Source organism: Roseateles sp. P5_E8 (genome assembly GCF_054177665.1).
Window position 1 is genome coordinate 1 of record NZ_JBGCUM010000006.1, and the last position, 21,853, is coordinate 21,853.

Genomic DNA, 21,853 nt, shown 5'->3' on the forward strand with positions numbered 1-21,853 from the left:
CAGCGCTGGCGGCTGCGGGCCGCACGGCCGAGGCCATCGCCAGCCTGCGCGAGGCCGTGAGCCTGGCGCCCCAGCGTGTCGAGGCCTGGTTCATGCTGGGCCAGCACCTGCAGGCCAAAGGTGATGACGCCGCCGAGGCCTGGGAGCATGTGCTGGCGCTGGACCCCGGCCATGCGGAGGCGGCCTGCAACCTCGCGCTGCTGCGGCCCGAGCGCGGCGAAGCGGTGCTGGAGGCGGCGCTCGCTGCCGGCGTGGCAGGTGAGCGGCGCGCGGCCGTGCTGGGCAATCTCGGCGGCTTGAAGTTGGCCGACGGGCGGCATGCGCAGGCGATCTCGGCCTACCGCGAGGCCTTGGCCCTGGCGCCGTCATCGCCCCAGGCCTTGAGCAATCTGGCCCAGGCCCTGAAGCGCCAGGGCGCGTTGGACGAGGCGGATGCCGTGCTGAGCCGGCTGATCGAGCGGGACGCCACGCTGCTGACCGCGCGCAGCGACCAGCTGCTGCTGCGTGCCTATCGGGGCCTGGACTGCGCGGCCGAGGCGGCCGACTTCGGCCGCGCGGTGCGTGCGCCCGCCGTGGCGCGGCCGGTTCGGGCGGCCGGGCCGTTGCGCGTCGGCCTGGTGTCGGCGGACCTGCGCGGCCATCCCGTCGGGCGCCTGGCCCAGGCCTGGCTGCCAGCGCTGGCCGAGCGTTGCGAGCTGTTCGTCTACGCCGTTGCGCGCTTCGAGGACGCGCTGACCCAGGAGCTGCGGCAGGCCGCCCCGCGCTGGCTGGATGCCGCAAGGCTGAGCGACGCGGCGTTGGCCGAGCGCATTGCCGCCGACGGCATCGACGTCCTGGTCGATCTCAATGGCCACACGGGCGGCCACCGCCTGCGCGTGTTCGCGCGCCGGCCCGCGCCGCGGCAGTTCAGCTGGCTGGGTTATGTCGGCAGCACCGGCCTGGCCGAGATTGATGGCTTCATCGGCGACCGCTGGCTGTTGCCGCCCCGCGCGGAAGGCGGCTTTGTCGAGCCGCTGCGGCGCCTGCCGCACAGCTTCACCGTCTACGCACCGTCCGCCGATGCGCCGGCCGTCACGCCGCTGGGCGAGGCGCCGCGCTTTGGCAGCTTCAATGCGCTGCACAAGCTGGGCGACGCGGTGCTGGCGCTGTGGGCGCGCGTGCTGGCCGCCACGCCGGGCAGCCGCCTGCTCATCAAGGCGCCGGGCCTGCAGCACGAAGCCGAGCGTGCGGCGCTGCGGGCGCGCTGGCCGGGCGATGCGGCGCGGCTGGATCTTGAAGGCCCCGGGCCGTTGGCGGACTACCTCGCCGCCTTTGGCCGTGTCGACGTCGCGCTGGACCCTTTCCCGCACGGCGGCGGCATGACGACGCTGGACGGGCTGTGGATGGGTGTGCCGGTGCTGACGTTGCCCGGCCCGGCGCCGATCTCGCGGCAGGGACTGAGCTTTTTGCAGACGTTGGGCTTGGCGGAGGGATGGGTGGCGGCCGACCAAGATGACTTCGCGCGCCTGGCCCGGCTGCGGATGCAGGATCGCACGGCCCTGGCCGGGCTGCGCGCGGGCCTGCGCGGGCGCATGGCGGCCAGCCCGTTGTGCGACGCCGCGCGCTTCGCGGACGACCTGCTGGCTCAACTAACGGCATGATGCGCGGCGTCCCAGCTCCCGCATCGTCATGAAGCGTTTCCTTCTTCTCCTCAGTCTCGTCGGCGCCGGTGCTCAGGCCGATGAGCCCGCGCCCAAGCGCGAGGACCTGCCGCTGTGGGAGGTCGGCGTCGCGGCGGCCGGTATCTCGCAGCAGGCCTATCCGGGGTCCGACCAGCAGGCCCGTCGCGCGCTGGCCCTGCCTTATCTGATCTACCGCGGCAAGCTGCTGCGGGCCGACGGCGACGGCGCCGGCCTGCGCGCAGTGCGCACGGACAGCTTCGAGCTGGACGTGTCGTTCGCGGGCTCGCTGAGTTCGGGCTCCGAGGTGCTGCGGGCGCGCGAGGGCATGGCGCGTTTGGGCACGCTGGTAGAGGCGGGGCCGGTGGCGCGCTGGTTCGCCAATGGGCGCGGCGCCAGCGACCGCATCACCTTCGAGCTGCCGCTGCGCGGCGTGTTCGAGGCGCGCAACCCGAGCCGGCATCGCGGCATGAGCATCGAGCCCAGGCTGAGCTGGCAGCACCGCCCCAAGGCGGATGGCTTGGGTTATGGGCTGAGCGTCGGCGCGCTGTTGGGCGACCGCCGGCTGGGTTCGACCTTCTACGGAGTCGCCCCCGGCGAGGCCCGACCGGACCGGCCGGCCTTCGATGCCCGCGCCGGCCTGATCGCCTGGCGGCTGGGCGGCAGCGTGGGGACCAGCCTGACGCCGGACCTGCGCGTCTACGCCTTCGGGCGCGTGGACAGCCTCGCCGGTGCGGCCAACCGCGACAGCGCGCTCGTGCGGCAGTCGACGGGATTCAGCTACGGCATCGGCCTGAGCTACACGCTGATGCGCTCTGTAGCCCGAGCAAGCGACTGACTTCGACGCGCAAAAGAAAAGGGGCTGCCTGAGCAGCCCCTTCGTTTGTCAGCGACGGGTGTGTCGCCGGCGTGGACTTACATGTCCATACCGCCCATGCCACCCATGCCGCCCATGCCACCACCCATGCCGCCGCCGCCGGCTGCTTCGTCCTTGGGGGACTCGGCGACCATGCACTCGGTCGTCAGCATCAGCGACGAGACCGAAGCAGCATTCTGCAGGGCAGTGCGCGTCACCTTGGTCGGGTCCAGGATGCCCATTTCGATCATGTCGCCATAGGTGTCGTTGGCGGCGTTGAAGCCGTAGTTGCCCGAACCGGCCAGCACGGCGGCCACGACGACGGAGGCTTCGCCACCGGCGTTGTAGACGATCTCGCGCAGGGGCGCTTCGATGGCCTTGAGCACCAGCTTGATGCCAGCGTCTTGGTCGGCGTTGTCGCCCTTGATGGCGCCAGCAGCTTGCTTGGCGCGCAGCAGCGCGACGCCGCCACCAGCCACGATGCCTTCTTCAACGGCTGCGCGCGTGGCGTGCAGCGCGTCTTCGACGCGGGCCTTCTTTTCCTTCATCTCGACTTCGGTGGCTGCACCGACCTTGATGACGGCAACACCGCCGGCCAGCTTGGCCACGCGCTCTTGCAGCTTCTCGCGGTCGTAGTCGCTGGTGGCTTCCTCGATCTGGATGCGCACTTGCTTGACGCGGGCTTCGATGTCAGCGGCAGCGCCGGCGCCGTCGATGATGGTGGTGTTTTCCTTGCCCACTTCAACGCGCTTGGCCTGGCCCAGATCAGCCAGCGTGACCTTCTCGAGCGTCAGGCCGACTTCTTCGGCGATGACCTTGCCACCGGTCAGGATGGCGATGTCTTCCAGCATGGCCTTGCGACGGTCACCGAAGCCAGGCGCCTTGACGGCGACGACCTTCAGGATGCCGCGGATGGTGTTGACCACCAGCGTGGCCAGCGCTTCGCCGTCCACGTCTTCCGAGATGATCAGCAGCGGGCGGCCCGACTTGGCGACTTGCTCCAGCGTCGGCAGCAGATCGCGGATGTTGCTGATCTTCTTGTCGTACAGCAGCACGAACGGGTTGTCCAACAGCGCGGCTTGCTTTTCCGGGTTGTTGATGAAGTAGGGCGACAGGTAGCCGCGGTCGAACTGCATGCCTTCGACGACKTCGAGTTCGCTGTCCAGGCTCTTGCCGTCTTCAACGGTGATGACGCCTTCCTTGCCAACCTTGTCCATTGCCTCGGCAATGATGCGGCCCACTTCCACGTCGCTGTTGGCCGAGATCGTGCCGACTTGAGCGATTTCCTTGGAAGTGGTGGTGGCCTTGGAGGCCTTCTTCAGCTCGGCGACCAGGGCAGTGACCGCCTTGTCGATGCCGCGCTTCAGGTCCATCGGGTTCATGCCSGCGGCCACGTACTTCATGCCTTCGCGGACGATGGCTTGCGCCAGGACCGTGGCGGTGGTGGTGCCGTCACCGGCGTTGTCAGACGTCTTGGAAGCGACTTCCTTGACCATCTGCGCGCCCATGTTCTGGAGCTTGTCCTTCAGCTCGATTTCCTTGGCCACGGACACACCGTCCTTGGTCACGGTGGGGGCGCCGAACGAGCGCTCGAGCACCACGTTGCGGCCCTTGGGGCCGAGCGTCACCTTGACCGCATTGGCCAGGATGTTCACGCCTTCAACCATGCGAGCGCGGGCTTCGCCGCCAAAGATCACGTCTTTTGCTGCCATTTGAATTCTCCGAATCTAAATTGGGGTCAGAGTCAATTTCTCGACGCTGTTTTGACGAGGGCGGCGCATCGCGCTATCGCCCTCAGGCCATCACTTCTGGACGATGGCGAAGAGGTCTTCCTCGCGCATGACCAGCAGCTCGTCGCCGTCGACCTTGACGGTCTGGCCCGAGTACTTGCCGAACAGGACGCGGTCGCCGACGGCGACGTTCAGGGTGATGAAATCGCCCTTGTCGTTGCGCTTGCCCGGGCCGACGGCCAGGACTTCGCCCTGGTCGGGCTTCTCRGCGGCGTTGTCAGGGATGAAGATGCCGGAGGCGGTCTTGGTTTCCTGTTCCAGGCGSYKAACGATCACGCGATCGTGCAGGGGGCGCAGCTTCATGGGGTCTCCTTCAGAGGTGGGACTGAGGCGGTCGCCGCGCCTTGACGCGGCAGCCGCCAAAAAAACAGGGCCGAAGGTTCGACCCGATTTCGTTAGCACTCGAATGCTTAGAGTGCTAGCAGCCTTGCATTATAGGGACGCAAGATGGCGTTTCAAGGGGGTGGCGGGCTTCAGTTCGCCTGCCCGCCGGTGGCCGGGCTCAGGTCTTCAGCCCGTCCAGCAGCGCCTGCCAGGCAGACTTGGCCTGCCCGTCCGACTGGCGCAGGCCCAGCGAGCAGAGATAGGCGCGGAAGCTGGCGGAGTCGCTGAACTGGTAGTGCACGGCGAGGTCGGCGCAGGTTTGCGTGGTGAAGTCGTGGAGCAGGAAGACGTTCAGATAAGGGATGCGACCGTCGGCCGCCCGCCAGGCGGCGGCAAGTTCGCGGAAGAAGGCGGCCTGCATGGCCTGCGAGCTGAGGTTGAGGCTCGATGACGGAAACCCCGCCTCCTGGAAGACCAGCGGCCGGGTGCCGGCGAAGGTCAGCAGGCGGCGCACCTCGGCGCCGACACCCGCCGGATCGCGCACCGTGATCGTGCCGTTGGCGTCGAAACGTATGGGGTAGTAGGTGAGCATCACCACGTCGGCGCCGGCGTTGTTCAGCCCGGCCAGCAGGTCGGCGTTGGCCCCCAGCACGCCATCGGCGGTGCCGGTGACGCCCACCTTGAGGCGCGCGTCCAGCGTGCGGGCGTAGCTGGCCGCGTCCCTGAAGAAGGCGGTGTAGGCGGCCAGTTCGGCGGGATGCGCGGCCAGGTAGATATCGACCTCGTTGCCAAGCGCCAGGTACTGGATGCGCCCGACGTTCAGGCCGACAACGCGGTCCAGCAGTGCGCGAAACCGTTGCTTGACGACCGGGTCGTCGAAGGCGCGGCCGACGAGGTCAGCGGGCAGGTCGCGGTAGAGCGTGTTGATGGGTTGCAGCCCGACGTACTGGACCAGGGACAGGCGTGCCGCGCGATCCAGCGCGCTGCCGATCTCGGCGAGCTTGGCGGCGTCATAGTTGCCGGCGCTGGGCTCCAGCGCACCCCAGCTGAAATTGATCTGCTGGCCCCGGGCGCCGGTGCTGTACGCGAGGTCCATCGCGCTGGCCAGGGCCGCAGCAAGAGCCGTCGTTGTCGGCGGCGTGGGCACGAGCTGCGGATTGGTGGTGATGGACAGCACGCCGGGCAACGCCACCACGGGTGGCACGGGCGGTGGGCTGTCTGCCGCGCCACCACCGCCCCCGCCGCAGGCTGCGAGCAGCAGCGAGGCGGTCAGCGCAAGGCCGCGAAGGCCCGTCATCAGTGTGCCGCGCATGACTGCCTGGGGAGTGAAACGATACGCAGATCGTAGTTGGATGAGACGGCTCAAAGGGGCCCCAGCACGAGTTCCGGGAAGTAAGGTCTGCTGCGAAAAAGCAGTGGCATCTGGGACCTGTAGTGCCGCAGCACAGTCGCCTTGTTCGCGCTGAAACCGCGCCAGCTGCGTCGCGCCCTCAGCAGCTGCGCCAGCTGCGCGGGCCGCCAGCGCCAAGGCGCCCGGGCATAGGGCATGTCGGCGTAGTAACCCAGCAACTGGGCGTCAAACGCCGCTTCGCAGGCGCGCCGGGTGATGACATGGTCCACATGGCCGCCCACGGCCAAGGGGCACATCACCCGGTCCGCGCGAATGAATCGGCTCTGCAAGGCCTGCGCCGCCTGCTCAAGCAGCACGCCGCCGCCCGGGCCGACGCCGCCGCACAGCAACTGGTCGAGGGTCTGGAAATCGGCGGAGCCGCTGCCTCTGAAGCCCGCATCCACCAGTCCCAGGTGCTCGGCCTTGAGACCGATGGCGGCCAGCGCGGCGACATCCTCCTGCCGCCGCCGGCGCATATGGCCTGCGGCATCAAATGACGCAGCGCCGAGCACCGGCGAGACGCAGGGGCCGGCCGCGCTGAACAGCGTCAGCACGCGCACGTCGTGGCCCTGTCTGCGCCAGGTCAGTGCATGGTCGCAACAGCTCAGCATGGCGTCGTCGAGGTGGGGCGAGATGATCAGGATCATGTCGCGGCCAGCCGCTCATAGGCCTGCAGGGTCTGCCGCGCGGTTCGTTCCCAGGTGAACTCCGCCGCGCGGGCCAGGCCGCGGGCGCGCAGTTCGGCGCGGCGCTCGGGGCTGGCCAGCAGGTCGGCCAGGGCCGTGGCGATGGCCTCGGTGGACAGCGGGTCGACCAGCACCGCAGCATTGCCTGCGATCTCGGGCACGCAGGCAATGTTGGACGCGATGACGGGCGCACCGCAGGCCATGGCTTCGATGATGGGCAGCCCGAAGCCCTCCCAGAGCGTGGGAAACACCATGCACTCCGCGCCGGCGTAGAGGTCGGGCAGTGCGTCCTGCGGCAGGTGGCCCAGCCGGTGGATGCGTGGCGCYAGGCCCAGCCGCTGGACCGTCTGCTCGATGTCGTCACTGCCATAGAACATGCGCCCCACCAGCACCAGCTCGACATGCTCCTGGCCGCGGGTGGCCAGGTCGAACGCTTCAATCAGGCGGACGATGTTCTTGTTCGCGTGCAGCTTGCCGACGTAGATCACATAGGGGTTGCTCAGGCCGTGGTCTCTTTGCACGCGCTCGGCTGCAGCGGCCGGTGGCTGCGGCTTGAAGGTGCTGTTGACGCCGTGATAGACGGTTAGCAGGCGTTCTTCCGGCAGGCCGAAGCGCTCCATCAGCTCATGCTTGACGAAATCGGAGACGCACACGGTCAGCTTGGCGCGGCGCACGCCCCGGCGCAGCAAGGGGTTCAGACGCGCCAGCACGCGCGGCGGATAGAAGTAGGGGTGGCTGAAGGTCACCGAGCCATGCATGGTCATGGCCAGCCTCACCGGGCAGATCGGCGGCGGTGCGAAGGTGGCGTGCAGCAGGCTGAGATTGCAGCGCCTGAGGGCCAGCGGCAAGCTGACCGCCATGCTGACCGAGCGCGTCGATGGCCACAGCAGGTGGCGCACGAAGTTGGGCTGATCCAGGGGCAGCGCGTTCGCCGCCGCCTGATCGAGCAACCAGACGTGGTATTCGTTGTGCCGGTCGATGGCCGCCAGCGCCTGCAGCAGCTGCTGCTCGTAGGTCTCGGGCCCGCCCGCCCGTCGACCGAGCATGGCCGGAAAAATGCCGATCCGAATTCCCACAGGCCTGCCTTTCGTGCGCTTGCTGCGGTCAAGGTAGGGCCGGGTCTGAAGCTAGCCTGAGCTCCCCTGCAAGGCCGCCCAGCTGCGGGCCACCCCTTCACCGAACGGAACGCTTGGTGTCCATGCAAGCAATTGCCGTGCACGCTGGTTGTCGAGGATGCTCACGGCGACATCGCCCGGACGCTCGGGCAGCGGCTGGCGCAGGATCGGCCGGCCGCTGGCCGCTTCGACCGCCGCGATGACGTCGTTGACGGTGCGGCCTTCGCCCGACGAGATGTTCAGGATGCCCGGCGCGGCCACCGTGGCCTTGAGCATGGCCTCGACGACGTCGTCGATGTAGATGTAGTCGCGCACCGTGTGACCGGCGCCGAACACCTTGAGGGCCCGCCCGTCCAGCACGCAGCCCATGGCCACGGCCAGCAGGCCCTGCGCGCCATAGATGTTCTGCTGCGGCCCGTAGGGGTTGGACATGCGCAGGATGCTGACCTCCAGCGGCGTGGTGCGCGCGTAGAAGCTCAGGTAGTTCTCTATCGTCAGCTTGCTCTGACCATAGGCCGACTTGGGTGCCAGCGGGTGGTGCTCGGGAATGGGAATCTGCTGCGGCTCGCCATACACCGTGCCGCCCGACGAGGCATAGACGATGCGCCGCACGCCCATCTCGCGGGACATCTCCATCAGCCGGATGGTGGGCAGCAGGTTGGACAGCAGGTCGTAGTTGCTGCTCTCGATCACCATGTTGGGGAAGGTGGTGGTGATGAGGTGGAAGACCGTGTGCACGCCGCGCAGGGCCACGCGCAGCACGGCGTCGTCCATGAAGTCGCCGTGGATGAGGTCGATCTTGTCCATCACCGTGCGCAGATTGGCGCCGGACCGGCTCGGACGGGCGAACACGCGTGGCCGCTGCCCTTGCGCCACCAATCGGGTCACGAGGTTGGAGCCGATGAAGCCTGCCCCCCCCAGCACCAGGATCGGGCCTGTGATGTCAGGTGCGGAAGCTGTCATTGCGGTGCGGGCTGCACCTGCACGGTGTTGCGCAGGTTGTAAGTGAATTGGAAACCGAGGTTGCGGTAGAGCGGGACGATCTTGTTGAAGTACTCCTCGAAGAAGTCGGCCACCTCGGCGATGCGCCGCTGCGGCACGTAGACGATGTCGTAGGGCCTCAGCAACAGGTCGGCCTGGGCCGTCTGCTCCAGATGGCCTTGCAGGTCGAGCTTGATGAAAGTGGGCTTGCCGCTGCCGGAGTTGCGCAGCACGATGACGTTGCCGCGCTCGGCGCCCTTGCGGAAGCCGCCGCTGAGCGTGATGGCCTGCAGCGCCGTGAGGCGGTTGCCTTCGATGATGTGGGCCGTGGCCTGCATGACCTCGCCCGCCACGTAGATGCGGGAAGCGGCGTATTTGCGCAGCATGACGGTGGCCTGCGGGTTGCGCAGCGTGCCGGCGTAGCGCGTGGCGAGCTGTTCCGACAACTGCTGGGGCGACATGCCGCTGACGTTCAGTTCGCCAATCAGTTGCAGCGAGATGCGCGCGTCGGGGCCTATCGTCAGCAGCTCGTTCAGCTCGGGGTGGTAATAGAACTTCACCTCCACCTGGTCGCCCGCCTGGAGTTGGTAGACCAGTTCGCCGCCGTCGACGACCTTGGCCTGGTTGGCGGGATCGGCTGCGTAGTCGGCCGCCGGCACCGCGAACTGGCCGACGTTCTGCGAGTTGCTGGCGCAGCCGGCCAGGGCCAGCAGCAGGGCGGCGGCAGCGGTGGCGGAAGGCCAGCGTGCATGGAGTCGTTTGGGTTGCATGGTCTGGGGCGTTAGCGTTCGATGCGCACGGTCTGGGAGACCTGGGCGCCGGGCAGCCGCACGAACAGCCGGCCGGTGGCTGCCGCGTGGGCCCAGCCTCCGGTGGCCGGGATCAGGCCGGGGTCGGCGGCGCGCGGCAGCACGGCGCCGTCGGCCAGCACGCGGGTGGGTGCGGTGGCCCAGCGGCGCACCTGCAGCCACCAAGTGCGGCCCGCCGGGGTGAGGCTGCCGCCGGCGTTGCCGGCCGTCAGTTCGGCGGCCGCGGTGGTTTCGCGCCAGCTCAGCAGCGTGTCGCGGTAGGCGCCGTTGCGGTAGGCCAGCGTGGCGCCGTCGTCGTCGCGCAGCGTGAAATTGCCGTCGGCGCCGGCAAAGATGTCCAGCGTCAGCGACTCGCCCGCCAGCACCTGCGAGGCGTACTGCCGCACCGGGCCCATGGGCACGATGCTCCCGGCCCGCACCAGCAGTGGCAGTTGGTGGATTGGGGCGTTGACGGTGACGGTCTGGCCGCCGGCATGCAGCGCGTCGGTGTAGTAGTCCACCCAGTTCGCGCCGGCGGGCAGGTAGAGGCTGCGGCTGGCGGCGCCCGGCGTGAACACCGGCGCCACCAGCAGAGCCTTGCCGAGCATGAACTCGCTGTTGCCCGTCTGCGTGGCCGCGTCGGCCGGGAAGTGGAAGAAGGTCGGCGCCAGCACTGGCGCGCCGCTGGCTTCGGCCTGCACGAACTGGCCGTAGAGATAGGGCATCAACCGGTAGCGCCACTCGATGATGGCCTTGGCAGCGGCCGTATAGGGCTCGCCATAGCGCCATGGCTCGCGCTGCGGCACGGTGTTGATCGAGTGGTTGCGCATATAGGGCGTGGCCGCCCCGAACTGCAGCCAGCGCAGGAACAGCTCTGCGTCGGGCGCACCGAGGAAGCCGCCGATGTCGGCGCCGAAGAAGTTCTGGCCTGACAGGCCCATGTGGTTGGCGATCTGCACCTGCACGCGCAGCGAGTCCCAGGTGGAGTCGGTGTCGCCGCTCCAGTTGGCGGCGTAGCGCTGGATGCCGGCAAAGCCCGAGCGCGACACGATGAAGGGGCGCAGCATGGGCTGGGCTTCCAGCAGCGCGTCGCGCAGCGTGGCGGCCTCCCACAGCGCGTAGGTGTTGCGGCCGGCGTAGTCGTAGCGGGGGCTGCCCTCGAAGTCGTAGACGCCCCAGGGCATGTCGTTGGCGGCGGGTTCGTTGAGGTCGGCCCACAGGCCGCTGACGCCGGTGGCGACAAAGGTCTTCAGCTCGCCGCGGAAATAGTCGCGCGCGGCCTGCTTCGTGAAGTCGAAGAAGCTGACGTCGCCCATCCAGATGTTGGTGACCAGCGGCGAACCGCCGGGGTAGGTGACGAGCAGGCTGTTGTTGGCGGCAATGGACCAGCGCGGGTCGAACACCGTGACCAGCGGCTCCAGGATGTTGACGCGCTTGAAACCCAGGGACTCCATCTCGTCGTTGAAGCCCTTGGGATTGGGCCAGGTCAGCGGGTTCCAGGTGAAGGTGAAGAGATGGTCGGTGTAGTCCAGGTCCAGGTAGAAGGCGTCGGCGGGGATGGCGCGGGCGCGGAACTCACGCGCCAGGCCCAGCACCTGCTCGGCGCTGGCATAGCCGAAGTGGGCCTGTTGGTAGCCGAGGGCCCAACGCGGCGGTACTGGCGTCGCGCCGGTCAGCGCCGTGAAGGCGGAGGCGACGGCCGCCGGCGTGGGGCCGGCCATCACGTAGTAGTTCAGCGTGCCGCCGGTGGCGCCGATGCTGAGGGCCTCGGGGTTGGAGGCGCCGAAGTCGAAGACGGCCGTGGTGGGGTTGTCGAGGAAGAGGCCGTGGGTGGCGCCACCGACGTGGCCGTAATAGAAGGGCGTGCTGGAGTAGAGCGGGTTGGTGAGCTCGCCGTAGGCGGCGTTGTCTTTGTTGCGCATGGTCAGGCTGCGCCCGCGCCGGTCCAGCGGGMCGCCGGCCAGGCCCATGCCGAAGTAGCGCTCACCCGGCCGCGCATGCAGCAGGGCCACGACGAGGCCGGTGCTGCTGTCGGCCTGCAGGCCACCGGGCACGGTGGCGGAGATGATGCTGCCGTCGTCGCGCAGCACCACCACCTGCAACGGGTTCTTGGTGACGACGACGTTGAGGCCGGCCTGGCGCAACATGAAGCGCGCCTCGTCCTCGAAGGTCTCGACCGTGCCGGCGGCCGGCGTGATGGAGATGACGGCGCCGGTGAGCAGCGATGCGACGCCAGCGGGCCTGGCTTCGATGCGCACCGTGCCGTGGGCCAGGAACTCGATGCGCAGGTCCCCGCCGCCGGCCAGCGGAAACTGGACGCCATTGCTGAAGATTTCGTTGCCGGGCGAGAGGCTCAGAGGCCGGATGGCGCACCACGCCGTCGCCGAGCCCAGCATCAGCCCTAGCGCCAACACGAAGCGGAGCAGCGCGGCCATCACGTTCATCCAGCCTTTTGCAGCATGACGACCACCCATGGGTTGATCGGCGAGCCGCGCAGCGAGGCCAAGCCCGGCCGCGACACCAGCCAGAAGACGAAGCGCACCGGCGCACCGAAGAGCTTGCCCTTGAGCGAATGCTGGCTGCGGATGAAGCCCCAGTAGTTCTCGACGGGCAGCGCCGTCGCACCACCCGTGCCGGCCTGGCGGAACAGGCGCTCGTAGTCGCCCACCGACAGCAGGAATCGTGAGCCCGGCGGGTTGAAGCGCGGCCTGTAGCTGCCCGGCGTGCGGCCATGGAAGATGTCGAACAGGAACCAGCGGTTGGGGCTGCTGACGATGACGTAGCCGCCCGGCCGCAGCACGCGCACCATCTCGCGGGCGAGCTCCAGCCGTTGATGGTCGACATCGGGCGCGGTGATGTTGCTGTCGCCCATCACGCCGACGTGCGGGAACACGCAGCCGCAGAAAGCAGCGTCGAAGCTGTTGTCGTCGAAGGGCAGGTGCTTGCCGTTGGCCAGCACCAGGCGGTCGGCATTGCTGCGGCGCGGCCAGACGCTGGTGCGGTTGCCGCAGTCGATGCCGACGCTGTCATAGCCATCGGTGCGCAGCAGGTCCACGTCCACGCCGGTGCCGCAGCCCACCGACAGCAGGCGCGGTTCGCGCTTCTGCTTGGCGAACAGGCGCCGGAACAGCGGCTGCCAGTAGCCGCGCGTGAGGTCCTCGTTGGAACGCTCCTCGTAGCGCAGCAGCGTTTCGTCGCTGGCGTCGTCGAAGCGCTCGCCAATGATGAGGTCGGGGTAGCCGCCGGTCATCGGATAGCGGCGCGCGCAGGCCTGGCAGGCATAGCCCAACTGGCTGGCCGAGAGCGCGGGCCGCCGGCAGCCCGGGCAGACCAGGCCGAGCAGGTTGCGCCGGGCTTCAAGTGATGAGATGAGATTCATGGCTCACTTCCTGGGTGCGACGAACCAGTTGCCAGCCAGCAGCAGGCTGGCGCGCGTGTAGAGGCCGGCGCCCACCAGCCAGCGCAGCGGGTTCAGGCGCGACAGGCCGTAGTGCTCGCAGAAGCAGCGGAAGGCGCCCTTGTGGAAGTCGCGGATATGCCAGCGCAGCACGGGGTAGGTGCGCTTGCCGCTGCCCTTGCCCTCGTAATGAATGATCAGCGACTGCGGGTCCAACACCACGCTGCGGCCGGCGGCGCGCATGCGGTCGCAGAACACCGCCTCGTGCCAGTAGTAGTAGTCCTCGGCAAAGCCTTTGATGGCCCAGAAGTCCTTCTGGCTGACGAGCAGCGCGGCGGCGCTGACCCAGTCGGCCTCGAAGGGCTCGCCGCGCGCGACCTCGGCCTTGCAGAGGTAGTCGGCCAGCGGTGCGGCGTCGGGCAGCCAGCGCGCCAGCCAGGAGCGTCGGCCCAGGAAGGCCGACCAGACCGACGGGAAACGCCGGCCCGACCATTGATCGCTGCGGTCGAGGTTGAGCAGCCGGCTTCCCACCACGCCCACTGCGGGCATGGCCTGCAAGGTGCGCATGGCCCGGGCGATGGCGTCGTCCAGCACGATGGTGTCGTCGTTGAGGAAGAACAGGTAGTTGCCGCGTGCGATGCGCGAGCCCTGGTTGGCCGCCGGGCAGTAGCCGCGGTTGTCCGGGTTGGTCAGCAAGGCCACGTCGGGGTAGAGCGTGCTGACCTGCGCGACCGAGTCGTCCTTGGAGCCGTTGTCGACGTAGATGATCTCGAAGGTGCAGCCGGGCCACTTCGCGGCGCGCAGCGAGGCGATGCATTCAACGATGTACTTGCAGGCGTTCAGGCCCACCAGCACGACGGAGATGTCGACGGGCGTGGTGTCCCCGGGCGCGATGGGCGGGGTGTCTGACGACTTATCGAACCAGGGCGTGGGTGTGGACATGGGCGGTGGCCTCGGGCGGATGTGGAAGCGGTGCGGCGTCTGCCATGGCTCGGTACTGTGCAAAAGCCAGGCCAGCCAGCAGCCACCAGCCCTTGAGCGGGAAATGAAAGACGTCGACCTGCAGGCCGAAGACCAGCGTGGCCAGCATGGACACCTGGATGGCCACGAAGAAGTCGGCATGCAGCTCGCGCGGCGGCAGGCGGTGCGGCGCCATGCGCTGGGCGCGCCGGGCCGCGGCGTACATCAGCGCCACGAAGCCGAAGAACACCAGCCAGCCGAAGACGCCGACTTCCATGGCCGTGTAGAGGAACTCGTTGTGCACCGTCGTTTCCTCGGCGCTGATGAAGTTGATGCGCTTGGGCACTTCCAGCTGGTTGCCCACGCCGATGCCGGTGAGCCAGTGGTCGTTGATGATGCTCAGCCCGGCCTCCCAGTACTCGAAGCGTGCCCGCAGCGTGGCGGACTTGGACTCGCTGTACTGGGAGGTGTCGAGCACGCGCGACCAGATCGCGCTGGGCACCAGCGGCAGCATCGCCAGCACGGCGAACACCGCCACGGCCACGCCGCCGGCACTGACGCGGTACAGCCCGCGCAGGCCGCATACGCCGAGGGTGAGGGCGGCGACGAGCATGACGGCGCGCGTGTTGGTGAGCAGCACGTTGTAGAGCGTGACCGCGATGGCGACCAGGATCAGCCACTTCCACGCCCGCGAGGCCATGTGCTTGAGGAAGTACAGGTAGAGCGGCAGCGACGTGATGAGGTTCATGCCGTAGACGGCTGAATGCGAGGTCGGCCCGGTGGCACGCGCGACCGTGTCGAGGGCCTCCCATTCGGAGGTGTCCTTCAGCACGGTGGAGAAGCGCGAGTCGGTGTCGCCCAGGCCCGCTTCGGTCACGCCGGGCCCGAAGTGCCAGGTGAGGATGGTGTAGATGCCGGCCGCGGCCGTGGAGAACAGCCAGACGGCAACCGCGTTGCGCGCCAGCTTGTGCGAGCGCCCCAGGTTGACGGCGAGGAAGAGGAAGAGCAGGTTGCCCAGAATGGCGCCGCAATGCCGCACCGTGCCCAGCGTGTGGGTGGTGTGGAAGACGCCGGTGATGGCGATGCCGAAGTACAGCGAGTAGACCCAGAAGGCGCTGCCGAAATACAGGCGCTGTCGGCGCAGCAGGGCCGTCAGCAGCAGGCTGCCCAGCGTGATGGTGCCGACGATGCGCATCAGCGAGATCGTGTACATGGCGCTGTCGTCGGTGAGCCGCCCGAGGCGCTCGACGGGGACGATCAGCGCGGTCAGAAGGAAGGACAGCGTCGGCGACAGCATCAGCACCACCAGCACGGTCAGCGCCACCGGCATCGCCAGCACCACCCACGGCGACGACACCGCGCCGCTGCCCAGCGTCAGCAACGTGCCGCCGCCGACGCTGCCGCCCACCACCGCCAGCACCTTGTGCCAGGCAGCAGCTGCGCGATGGGGTGCCGATGCGAAGCTCATGGCCGCGTGTCGTAGAACCAGATGCCGCCGCCCTCGAGGCCGACGTAGAGCGTGTCGGCCAGCACGGTGTCGAAATGCAGCGCGGTGGCGTTCTTGTTGAACAGGCCCTGGTTCATCGCCGTCCAGCTGCCGCCGTAGTCGCGGCTGACGAAGACGCCGGCGCGCGTGCCGGCATAGACCTCGCCGCTGCGCGTCGGGTGGCGCGCCAGGCACAGCACCTCCAGGCTGCCCGTCGTGTGCAGGCCGTTGTTGGCCAGCTCCCAGTGGCCGCCGCCGTCGCGGCTGAGCAGCACGCCCTGGCCGCCGCTGGCGAGGTAGAGGGTCTGTGCGTCGGTTGCGTCGGTGGCGATGTCCAGCACCACCTGCGGCTGGCTCTCGGGCGACTGCACCTGGCCGAAGGTTGCGCCGCCGTCGCTGCTCCACGCCAGGCCCGTGCCGGCCGTGCCGAGGTAGAGCCGGCTGCCGGCGCCGCTGCTGCCGCCCATGGCCGTCATCGTGGCGCTGGTGCCATCGGTTGCAGACAGCCGCCAGTTGGCGCCGCCGTCGCTGCTGCCGTACAGCCCTCCACCGGCCGACGCGGCGAAGACCTTGCCGCTGACGAGCGGGTCGGCCCACAGCAGCGAGATCGCACCCGCCCCTGCGCCCGTGGCCGCCACCCAGGTGTTGCCACCTGCGGGCAGCCGGTAGACGCCCTGGGTGGTGGCCGCGAAGAGCACGCCGTCGGGGCCCATCGCCAGCAGGTTGACGCCACCGGCCGGCAGGCCGCTGCCGGCGACGACCCATTGCTGGCCGGCGTTGTCGGAGCGATAGACCGTGCCGTCACCCACCGCCGCCCAGACCTGCCAGGCCTTCGTCGGGCTGGGCAGCACGGCGCGCACCACGTTGCCGACCAGGCCCTGGTTGATGGCGATCCAGTTCGCGCCCTTGTCCAGGCTCAGCCAGACGCCGTTGCCGTTGGTGGCCGCGTACAGCAGGCCGGAACGCGGGTCGCAGCCGAGCGACAGCACCTGCGCGTTGCCGAGGCCCGCGCTGCCCGGGTTGGTCCACGCGCCGGGCGTCGCAAAGCTGCTGCGCCAGACACCGGCGCGCTCCGGTGCCGTCCAGACGCTGCCGTCGGGGCAGGCCGCCATGGCCTGCAATTCCAGGGCGGGCAGGCCCGCGCCGACGCTGCGCGAACTCAGCCCGCTGGTTTCGCCCAGCCAGGCCTGGCCAGCGACGCTGCCGACCATGACGCGGTGCGCGTCGGCCGGGTCGTTGGCCATGGACATCACGTACATCGCGCCCTGGCCCAGCGTGGCCCAGCTGGTGCCGCCGTCCAGGCTTTCGACGACGCCCGACGATGTGCCGACCAGCACGCGCTGCGCCGACGGGCTGCGCACGCGGAACACGTTGCGGGCGATCTGCGCAACGGGCGCCCAGCTCGTGGCACCGTCGCCGCTGCGGAACACCGAGCCGTCCAGCGTGCCGGCATACAGCGTTGACGCATTGCCCGGGTCGGCGGCGATGGAGCGCACGAACAGGCTCATGCCGCGGCTGCTGCCGGCCCAGGTGGCGCCGTAGTCGCCGCTGCCCTGCACGCCGCTGTTCAGGGTGCCGGTGAACAGCCTGCCCGGCTGCGTCGGATGGGTCACCAGCGTCAGCGCGTTGGCGGCCGGGACGGCGCTGGACTTGAGCATCCAGCTGCTGCCGCTGTCCCGGCTTTCATACAGCCCCGCGCCGTAGACGAGGGCATGGACCCGGCTGCTGTCCACCGGGTCGCTGGTGATGGCGGTCACGGGGCCCGCAGGCAGGCCGGTCGTCTGAGCCGTCCAGGCCTGGCCGCCGTTGGTGCTGCGGAACACGCGCCCCTGGCCGCCGGCCCACAGCTGCTGCGGGTTGCGCGGGTCTATCCACAGGGCGCTCAAGGTCGGCTGGGTGATGCCGGTGTTGGCCGGCGCCCAGCTCAGGCCGCGGGATTCGCTCTTGCAGATGCCGCCGCCGCGCGTGGCCAGGTAGAGCACCCAGGGCCGCGTCGCGTCCACCTGCAAGGCCACGGCCGGGGCGCCGCAGGTGCTGGCGGTGGGGAACCAGCTGACGCCGTCGTCCATCGTCGAGTAGAGCTTGCCGCTGGCCGTGACGGCGTAGACCGCCGCCCACGGCGCATGCACCAGCTGCACGATGTCCTCGTCGGGCAGGCCGCTGCCGGAGTAGCCGAAGTGCTGGCCGCTGTCGATGCTGCGGTAGACCCGCCCGTTGCTGGCGCCCAGCCAGACGATGGGCGCGCGCACCGGGTCCGCCGCCACCGACAGCACATAGGACACCTCGGTCAGCCGGATGGGTGACCAGGTCGCGCCGTCGTCCGTGCTGCGGTAGGCGCCGGCGCCGCTGGCGGCGAGCAGCGTGGGCGTGCTGGTGGCGCTGGTGTAGCTGAGGCCGGACACGCGGCTGGGCACGATGCCGGTGCTGGCGTCCGCCCAGGTGACACCGGCGTCGAGGCTGCGCGAGATGCCGCTGGCTTCGGTGCCCGCATAGACGTTGCTGCCGGTGAACTGGAGGTCGAACACGCCCTGGTTCAGCTTCAGCGCCGTCTTCCAGGGCTGGCCGATGTCCAGCGATGTAACGCCCGCCTCGGTGCCCGCCAGCATGCGCCAGCTGCTGCCCGAGCGCCCGGTGGCGATGCTGGCGACGAAGGCGGTCTGGATGCCCCGGTCGGCCCGCACCCAGGTCGTGCCGAAGTCCGTCGTCGCGCGCATCGCGCCGATCTGCGCGGCCACGTGGACGATCAGGCCCTTCTCGTCGGAAGCGATGAAGCGCGAGCCCTCGATGTTCCACAGGAACCACTTGGGCGTGGTCGCCCAGTTGGAGATCACGTAGGTGCCGACCGCCGTCGCGACGAACAGCACATTGGGCGCAGTCGGGTGGGGCAGCAGATGCACCACCGTCACATCCTTGGGCAGATCGAACGTCAGGTTGACCCACACAGTGCCGCCGGCCGGCAGCTGGAAGACGCCGCTGTCGGTGGCTGCATAGAGGTGGCCCTGGGCGTCGAAGTTCAGCGCGTTGACGGTGTTGAACGTGCGGCCGCCCGAGAAGGCCGCCCAGGTGTTGCCGCGGTCCAGTGACTTGAACACGCCACGCCCCACGCTGCCGAGGTAGACGGTGGACGGGCTCTTCGGGTCGTGCGCGATGGCGCGGGTGATGACGCCGGCCAGCGACGGCACGGCCGTCCAGCTGCCTGCCGCGTCGTCGCTCAGGTAGAGCCCGCTGGCCGTGGCAGCCAGCACGCGGGACGATGTCGTCGGGTCGATGGCCAGCGCCTGCACGTTGCCGTCGGCCAGGCCCACGGAGCGATGCGCCCAGGTCAGGCCGGCATCGTCGGAACGCCAGACGCCGTCGCGGAACATGCCGGCGTAGACGCGGCCGGGCTGGCGCGCGTCGAACTGCAGCGCAAACACGGCGGATGCCGTGAACCCGCCGTCGATGGGCGCCCAGGTGTAGCCCCAGTTGCTGCTGCGGTAGAGCCCGCCGAAATAGGTGCCCGCGAGCATCACCGCGCCATTGCCCGGCTGGTGGGCGGCGGTCAGCACGGTGGCGCTGTCCGGCCCCATCGGCGACCACGTAGCCGCCTGCGCCCGCGTCGTGCGCAGGCCGAGCAGGCTGACCAGTGCGATGACCAGCAGCCAGAGCGGCATCAGCCGTGATCGTTGATGACTCATGGCGGCCCCCGAAAGGTTCTCAACAGGCCCAGGAAGAGCGCGCGGTCGGCGGCCGACAGGTCGCGCTCATCGCGGATGGTCTGGTTCAGGTACTCCAGCAGCAGCGCAATGCCGAAGCCCGCCAGCAGCCCGAAGGGGAATGCCAGGCCGATGATCAGCATCTTGCGCGGCGCGACGGGCTCGATGGGCTTGTCGGCCTTGGCCAGCACGGCAATGTTGGAGACGCGGCGCAGGTCCAGAGCCTCGGAGATGCGCGCCTCCTCGCGACGCTTGGCATAGCTCAGGTAGTTCTGCTGGACGAGGCCGCGGTCACGCTCGATGACCTCCAGCCCGACCTCGCCCGCGTTGAGCGCCAGCAGGCGCTGCTCGATGGCGCCGGACACCGCCCGGTGCTCGGACAGCTCGGCCTGCACTGCCTGGCGCAGCGTGGACTCGATCTGCGCGATCTCCCTGTCGACCCGCTCGACGGGCTCAGCGCCTTCGGTGAACTTCTGCAACAGGTCGGTGCGGCGCAGGCGCAGCTCGGTGACCTTGCTGCGCAGCTGCTCCACATTGGGGAAGGAGCTGAGCGCGGCCGATGCCGCCAGGGCCGGCGGCAGCGCCACGCTGGCGGCCAGGCTGCGCGCGGGCGCCAGCAGGCGCAGCTCGCGTTCGTCGTTGGCGATCTGCGCGTAGAGGTTTTGCAGGCGGCTCAGCAGCAGGCCGCGCTCCTCGTTGATGCCCGAGATCTTGCCCTGGTCACGCAGGCGCTGCTTGCCGGCATCGAGCGAACCCAGTTGCTGCCTCAGCGTGCCCAGCTGCTCGTCGAAGAAGTCGCTGATGCCGCGGTCCCGCCGCACCTCCACGCGCCGCTCCAGGTAGAGCTGCAGCAGCGTGTCGACCACCTGCATGGCCAGCAGGTCCGACGGCAGGCGCACCGACACGGAGATGACGTCGGAATCCTTCTCGCGCTCGACAGCCAGGGTCTTCTGCACCAGCAGGATGGCTTCTTCCCGTTCGGTCAGCCTCTGCCGCAGGTTGAGCAGGATCAGCCCCTCGCGGAACTGCTGCTTCACGGCGCGCACCATGCCGCGCAGCTGCGCCTTCACTCGCTGGAACCAGGTGACCGGCGCAGCGGGCTCCAGCTTGAAGGCCTGCAGGCCGAGCTGGTCGACGGTGGCCTCGATCAGCGGCCGCGAGCCGATCAGCTGGATCTCGGAGTTGATCTCCTCCTTGCGCACGCCCGTCGACAGCAGGCCGCCCTTCTCGACCGTGACGGGCAGCTCGACGTTCTCGCGCCCGAGCTTGACCAGCAGGCGGGCGGAGGAGACGTACTCGTTGCTGATGAACTGCAGGGAGGCATAGGCCACCAGCACCGTGCCCACCGCCACGGCCAGGATCAGCCAGATGTGATAGCGCAGGGCCCGGCCCAGATCGCTCAGCAGGTTGGCGCCGATCAGGCTCGGCATGTCGACGGGGGTGCTTGGGGTCATTGCATCGAGAGGGTGGCACGCGGCCCCGGCTGCGCCCACACCCAGGCACAGGCTTGCAAGGCAGTCGATTTGATGATGCGGCTGACGGCGCTGACCCAGGCCGCACCAACGGCGCCGAAGTGCTGGATGGCCCAGTAGTAGGCAAGCACCAGCAGGGGCAGGCTGACGAGGTCGTAGCTCAGGATGAAGCCCGGCCGCGAGAACATCACGAAGGGCACGGTGACTGGCAGCGCCACCATGCCGGCCAGCGCGCCCAGCAGCAGCGGCCACAGGATGTCGGTCGAGCGCACGAAGGCGGCGGGCATCCAGGCCGGTAGCCATTGCAGCAGCAGCCAGGTCAGCAAGGCCGCCACGACCGCAAGGCTGGCGATGCTGCCCTGCACGCGGCGCATCAAGGGGCGCAGGCTGCCGTCGGCATGCGAGGGCAGCACCCGCCCGCTGAACACCACCGCCACCCACATGCCAAACAGCTCGGGCACGAAGGCGAACACCTGGGCGGCGGCGAACAGGCCGACCTGCTCGATGCCGGACCACCGCGTCAGCGCCAGCAGGTCCAGCCGCACATAGATGGCGGACAGCGCAAAAGTAGCCAGCATCCAGCGCAGCGAGACCAGCAGCTCGCGGCCGTCGGCCCAGCGCAGCGGCGCGGCCGGCCAGCCCAGGCGGGCGATGCGCAGGCCGCCCAGCACGGCCAGCGTGGTGCCCGCGACGGACGCCAGCGTCAGCGCCAGCGCGCTGGGTTGCCACCACTGCAGCACCGCCAGGATGCCGACGACGCGCAGCGTCTGCGCCCACAGCTCCAGCCCGGCATAGGCCTCGAAGCGCTGCGCGAGCTGCATGTTGAGGGCCACCGAGCGCATGGCCAGCACGCCGACGGCCACGATGAGGGCGAGGGCCAGCAGGAGCGGGTCCTCGCGGTGGAACAGCGCGGTCGACAGCGGCGCCAGCCAGGGGCTGAGCGCCAGGAGCAGCAGCAGGCCGAAGCCGATCTTGATGAGCGCCGCCCATTGCTCGATGGCGGCTGAGCGCCGGCTGTCCTGCAAACGGTGCACGGAGGCCAGCTTGACCGCGCTCATGTCGACGGCCGAGCCGATGACGCCGTCGGCCAGTGTGCAAATCAGCAGACACAGCGCATAGACACCAAACTCGGCAGCTGTCATCCTCGTCAGCAGCACGCCGTTGAGCACAATCGTCAGCAGGCCGCCCAGGCCCTTGGGCAGGCTGACGCACACCGCCTGGTAGAGGCTTCGCTTCAACGCCCACCCCCGCAACT

The 21,853-nt window shown here is 69.2% G+C and carries 16 protein-coding genes; 2 read left to right on the top strand and 14 right to left on the bottom strand.

What is annotated here, in order from left to right; all coding sequences use genetic code 11:
• Positions 1–1,640 (top strand): O-linked N-acetylglucosamine transferase, SPINDLY family protein (locus ACXRVZ_RS04890; RefSeq protein WP_458232213.1); only part of this gene is annotated, 1,640 nt, incomplete at its 5' end.
• Positions 1,641–1,668: 28 nt separating this feature from the next.
• The gene (locus tag ACXRVZ_RS04895; RefSeq protein ID WP_457424680.1) at positions 1,669–2,496 is read left to right on the top strand and encodes a MipA/OmpV family protein; all 828 of its coding nucleotides are present in this window, start codon (positions 1,669–1,671) and stop codon (positions 2,494–2,496) included.
• Positions 2,497–2,573: 77 nt separating this feature from the next.
• On the opposite strand, the gene groL is transcribed toward ACXRVZ_RS04895, so the two are convergent.
• The 14 genes from groL to ACXRVZ_RS04965 form a co-directional block, all read right to left on the bottom strand.
• Positions 2,574–4,226, bottom strand: a complete 1,653-nt coding sequence (groL, locus tag ACXRVZ_RS04900) for a chaperonin GroEL (RefSeq protein ID WP_458232214.1) — start codon at positions 4,224–4,226, stop codon at positions 2,574–2,576.
• Between the two features lie 90 nt (positions 4,227–4,316).
• Complete coding sequence (locus ACXRVZ_RS04905) at positions 4,317–4,607, bottom strand: co-chaperone GroES (RefSeq protein WP_458232215.1); 291 nt, start codon at positions 4,605–4,607, stop codon at positions 4,317–4,319.
• Between the two features lie 199 nt (positions 4,608–4,806).
• On the bottom strand, positions 4,807–5,925 hold the full coding sequence (locus ACXRVZ_RS04910; RefSeq protein ID WP_458232216.1) for a hypothetical protein: 1,119 nt from the start codon (positions 5,923–5,925) through the stop codon (positions 4,807–4,809).
• Between the two features lie 65 nt (positions 5,926–5,990).
• Positions 5,991–6,665 (bottom strand): PIG-L deacetylase family protein, encoded by a 675-nt coding sequence (locus ACXRVZ_RS04915; RefSeq protein ID WP_457424688.1) that lies wholly within the window; start codon positions 6,663–6,665, stop codon positions 5,991–5,993.
• Positions 6,662–7,750, bottom strand: a complete 1,089-nt coding sequence (locus tag ACXRVZ_RS04920; RefSeq protein ID WP_457424690.1) for a glycosyltransferase family 4 protein — start codon at positions 7,748–7,750, stop codon at positions 6,662–6,664. Before ACXRVZ_RS04920 ends, ACXRVZ_RS04915 begins: the two co-directional genes overlap by 4 nt.
• A gap of 81 nt (positions 7,751–7,831) precedes the next feature.
• Positions 7,832–8,782 carry an NAD-dependent epimerase/dehydratase family protein gene (locus ACXRVZ_RS04925; protein WP_457424692.1) on the bottom strand — a complete coding sequence of 317 codons (951 nt, stop codon included), beginning with the start codon at positions 8,780–8,782 and terminating at the stop codon, positions 7,832–7,834.
• A complete protein-coding gene (locus ACXRVZ_RS04930; RefSeq protein ID WP_457424694.1) occupies positions 8,779–9,570 on the bottom strand; it encodes a polysaccharide biosynthesis/export family protein in 792 nt (263 codons plus the stop codon). The genes ACXRVZ_RS04925 and ACXRVZ_RS04930 overlap by 4 nt, the downstream gene beginning before the upstream one ends.
• A gap of 11 nt (positions 9,571–9,581) precedes the next feature.
• The gene (locus ACXRVZ_RS04935; protein WP_458232217.1) at positions 9,582–12,023 is read right to left on the bottom strand and encodes a TIM-barrel domain-containing protein; all 2,442 of its coding nucleotides are present in this window, start codon (positions 12,021–12,023) and stop codon (positions 9,582–9,584) included.
• Positions 12,024–12,028: 5 nt separating this feature from the next.
• Positions 12,029–12,967, bottom strand: coding sequence for a class I SAM-dependent methyltransferase (locus ACXRVZ_RS04940; RefSeq protein ID WP_457424698.1), 939 nt, complete (start codon positions 12,965–12,967; stop codon positions 12,029–12,031).
• A gap of 3 nt (positions 12,968–12,970) precedes the next feature.
• Positions 12,971–13,927 carry a glycosyltransferase family 2 protein gene (locus ACXRVZ_RS04945; RefSeq protein WP_457424700.1) on the bottom strand — a complete coding sequence of 319 codons (957 nt, stop codon included), beginning with the start codon at positions 13,925–13,927 and terminating at the stop codon, positions 12,971–12,973.
• Positions 13,899–15,413 (bottom strand): O-antigen ligase family protein, encoded by a 1,515-nt coding sequence (locus ACXRVZ_RS04950; RefSeq protein WP_457424702.1) that lies wholly within the window; start codon positions 15,411–15,413, stop codon positions 13,899–13,901. Before ACXRVZ_RS04950 ends, ACXRVZ_RS04945 begins: the two co-directional genes overlap by 29 nt.
• On the bottom strand, positions 15,410–19,108 hold the full coding sequence (locus tag ACXRVZ_RS04955) for a WD40/YVTN/BNR-like repeat-containing protein (protein WP_457424704.1): 3,699 nt from the start codon (positions 19,106–19,108) through the stop codon (positions 15,410–15,412). Before ACXRVZ_RS04955 ends, ACXRVZ_RS04950 begins: the two co-directional genes overlap by 4 nt.
• Positions 19,105–20,580 carry a GumC family protein gene (locus ACXRVZ_RS04960; protein WP_458232218.1) on the bottom strand — a complete coding sequence of 492 codons (1,476 nt, stop codon included), beginning with the start codon at positions 20,578–20,580 and terminating at the stop codon, positions 19,105–19,107. The genes ACXRVZ_RS04955 and ACXRVZ_RS04960 overlap by 4 nt, the downstream gene beginning before the upstream one ends.
• Complete coding sequence (locus tag ACXRVZ_RS04965; protein ID WP_457424708.1) at positions 20,577–21,836, bottom strand: lipopolysaccharide biosynthesis protein; 1,260 nt, start codon at positions 21,834–21,836, stop codon at positions 20,577–20,579. Before ACXRVZ_RS04965 ends, ACXRVZ_RS04960 begins: the two co-directional genes overlap by 4 nt.
• Between the last annotated feature and the right edge of the window lie 17 nt (positions 21,837–21,853).

What these genes read in the sequence shown, in the direction of transcription:
- ACXRVZ_RS04955 (WP_457424704.1), bottom strand. Translation starts at nt 19,108, where the DNA reads ATGAGTCATCAACGATCACGGCTGATGCCGCTCTGGCTGCTGGTCATC.
- ACXRVZ_RS04960 (WP_458232218.1), bottom strand. Translation starts at nt 20,580, where the DNA reads ATGACCCCAAGCACCCCCGTCGACATGCCGAGCCTGATCGGCGCCAAC.
- ACXRVZ_RS04915 (WP_457424688.1), bottom strand. Translation starts at nt 6,665, where the DNA reads ATGATCCTGATCATCTCGCCCCACCTCGACGACGCCATGCTGAGCTGT.
- ACXRVZ_RS04950 (WP_457424702.1), bottom strand. Translation starts at nt 15,413, where the DNA reads ATGAGCTTCGCATCGGCACCCCATCGCGCAGCTGCTGCCTGGCACAAG.
- ACXRVZ_RS04925 (WP_457424692.1), bottom strand. Translation starts at nt 8,782, where the DNA reads ATGACAGCTTCCGCACCTGACATCACAGGCCCGATCCTGGTGCTGGGG.
- ACXRVZ_RS04945 (WP_457424700.1), bottom strand. Translation starts at nt 13,927, where the DNA reads ATGTCCACACCCACGCCCTGGTTCGATAAGTCGTCAGACACCCCGCCC.
- ACXRVZ_RS04930 (WP_457424694.1), bottom strand. Translation starts at nt 9,570, where the DNA reads ATGCAACCCAAACGACTCCATGCACGCTGGCCTTCCGCCACCGCTGCC.
- ACXRVZ_RS04940 (WP_457424698.1), bottom strand. Translation starts at nt 12,967, where the DNA reads ATGAATCTCATCTCATCACTTGAAGCCCGGCGCAACCTGCTCGGCCTG.
- ACXRVZ_RS04910 (WP_458232216.1), bottom strand. Translation starts at nt 5,925, where the DNA reads ATGACGGGCCTTCGCGGCCTTGCGCTGACCGCCTCGCTGCTGCTCGCA.
- ACXRVZ_RS04895 (WP_457424680.1), top strand. Translation starts at nt 1,669, where the DNA reads ATGAAGCGTTTCCTTCTTCTCCTCAGTCTCGTCGGCGCCGGTGCTCAG.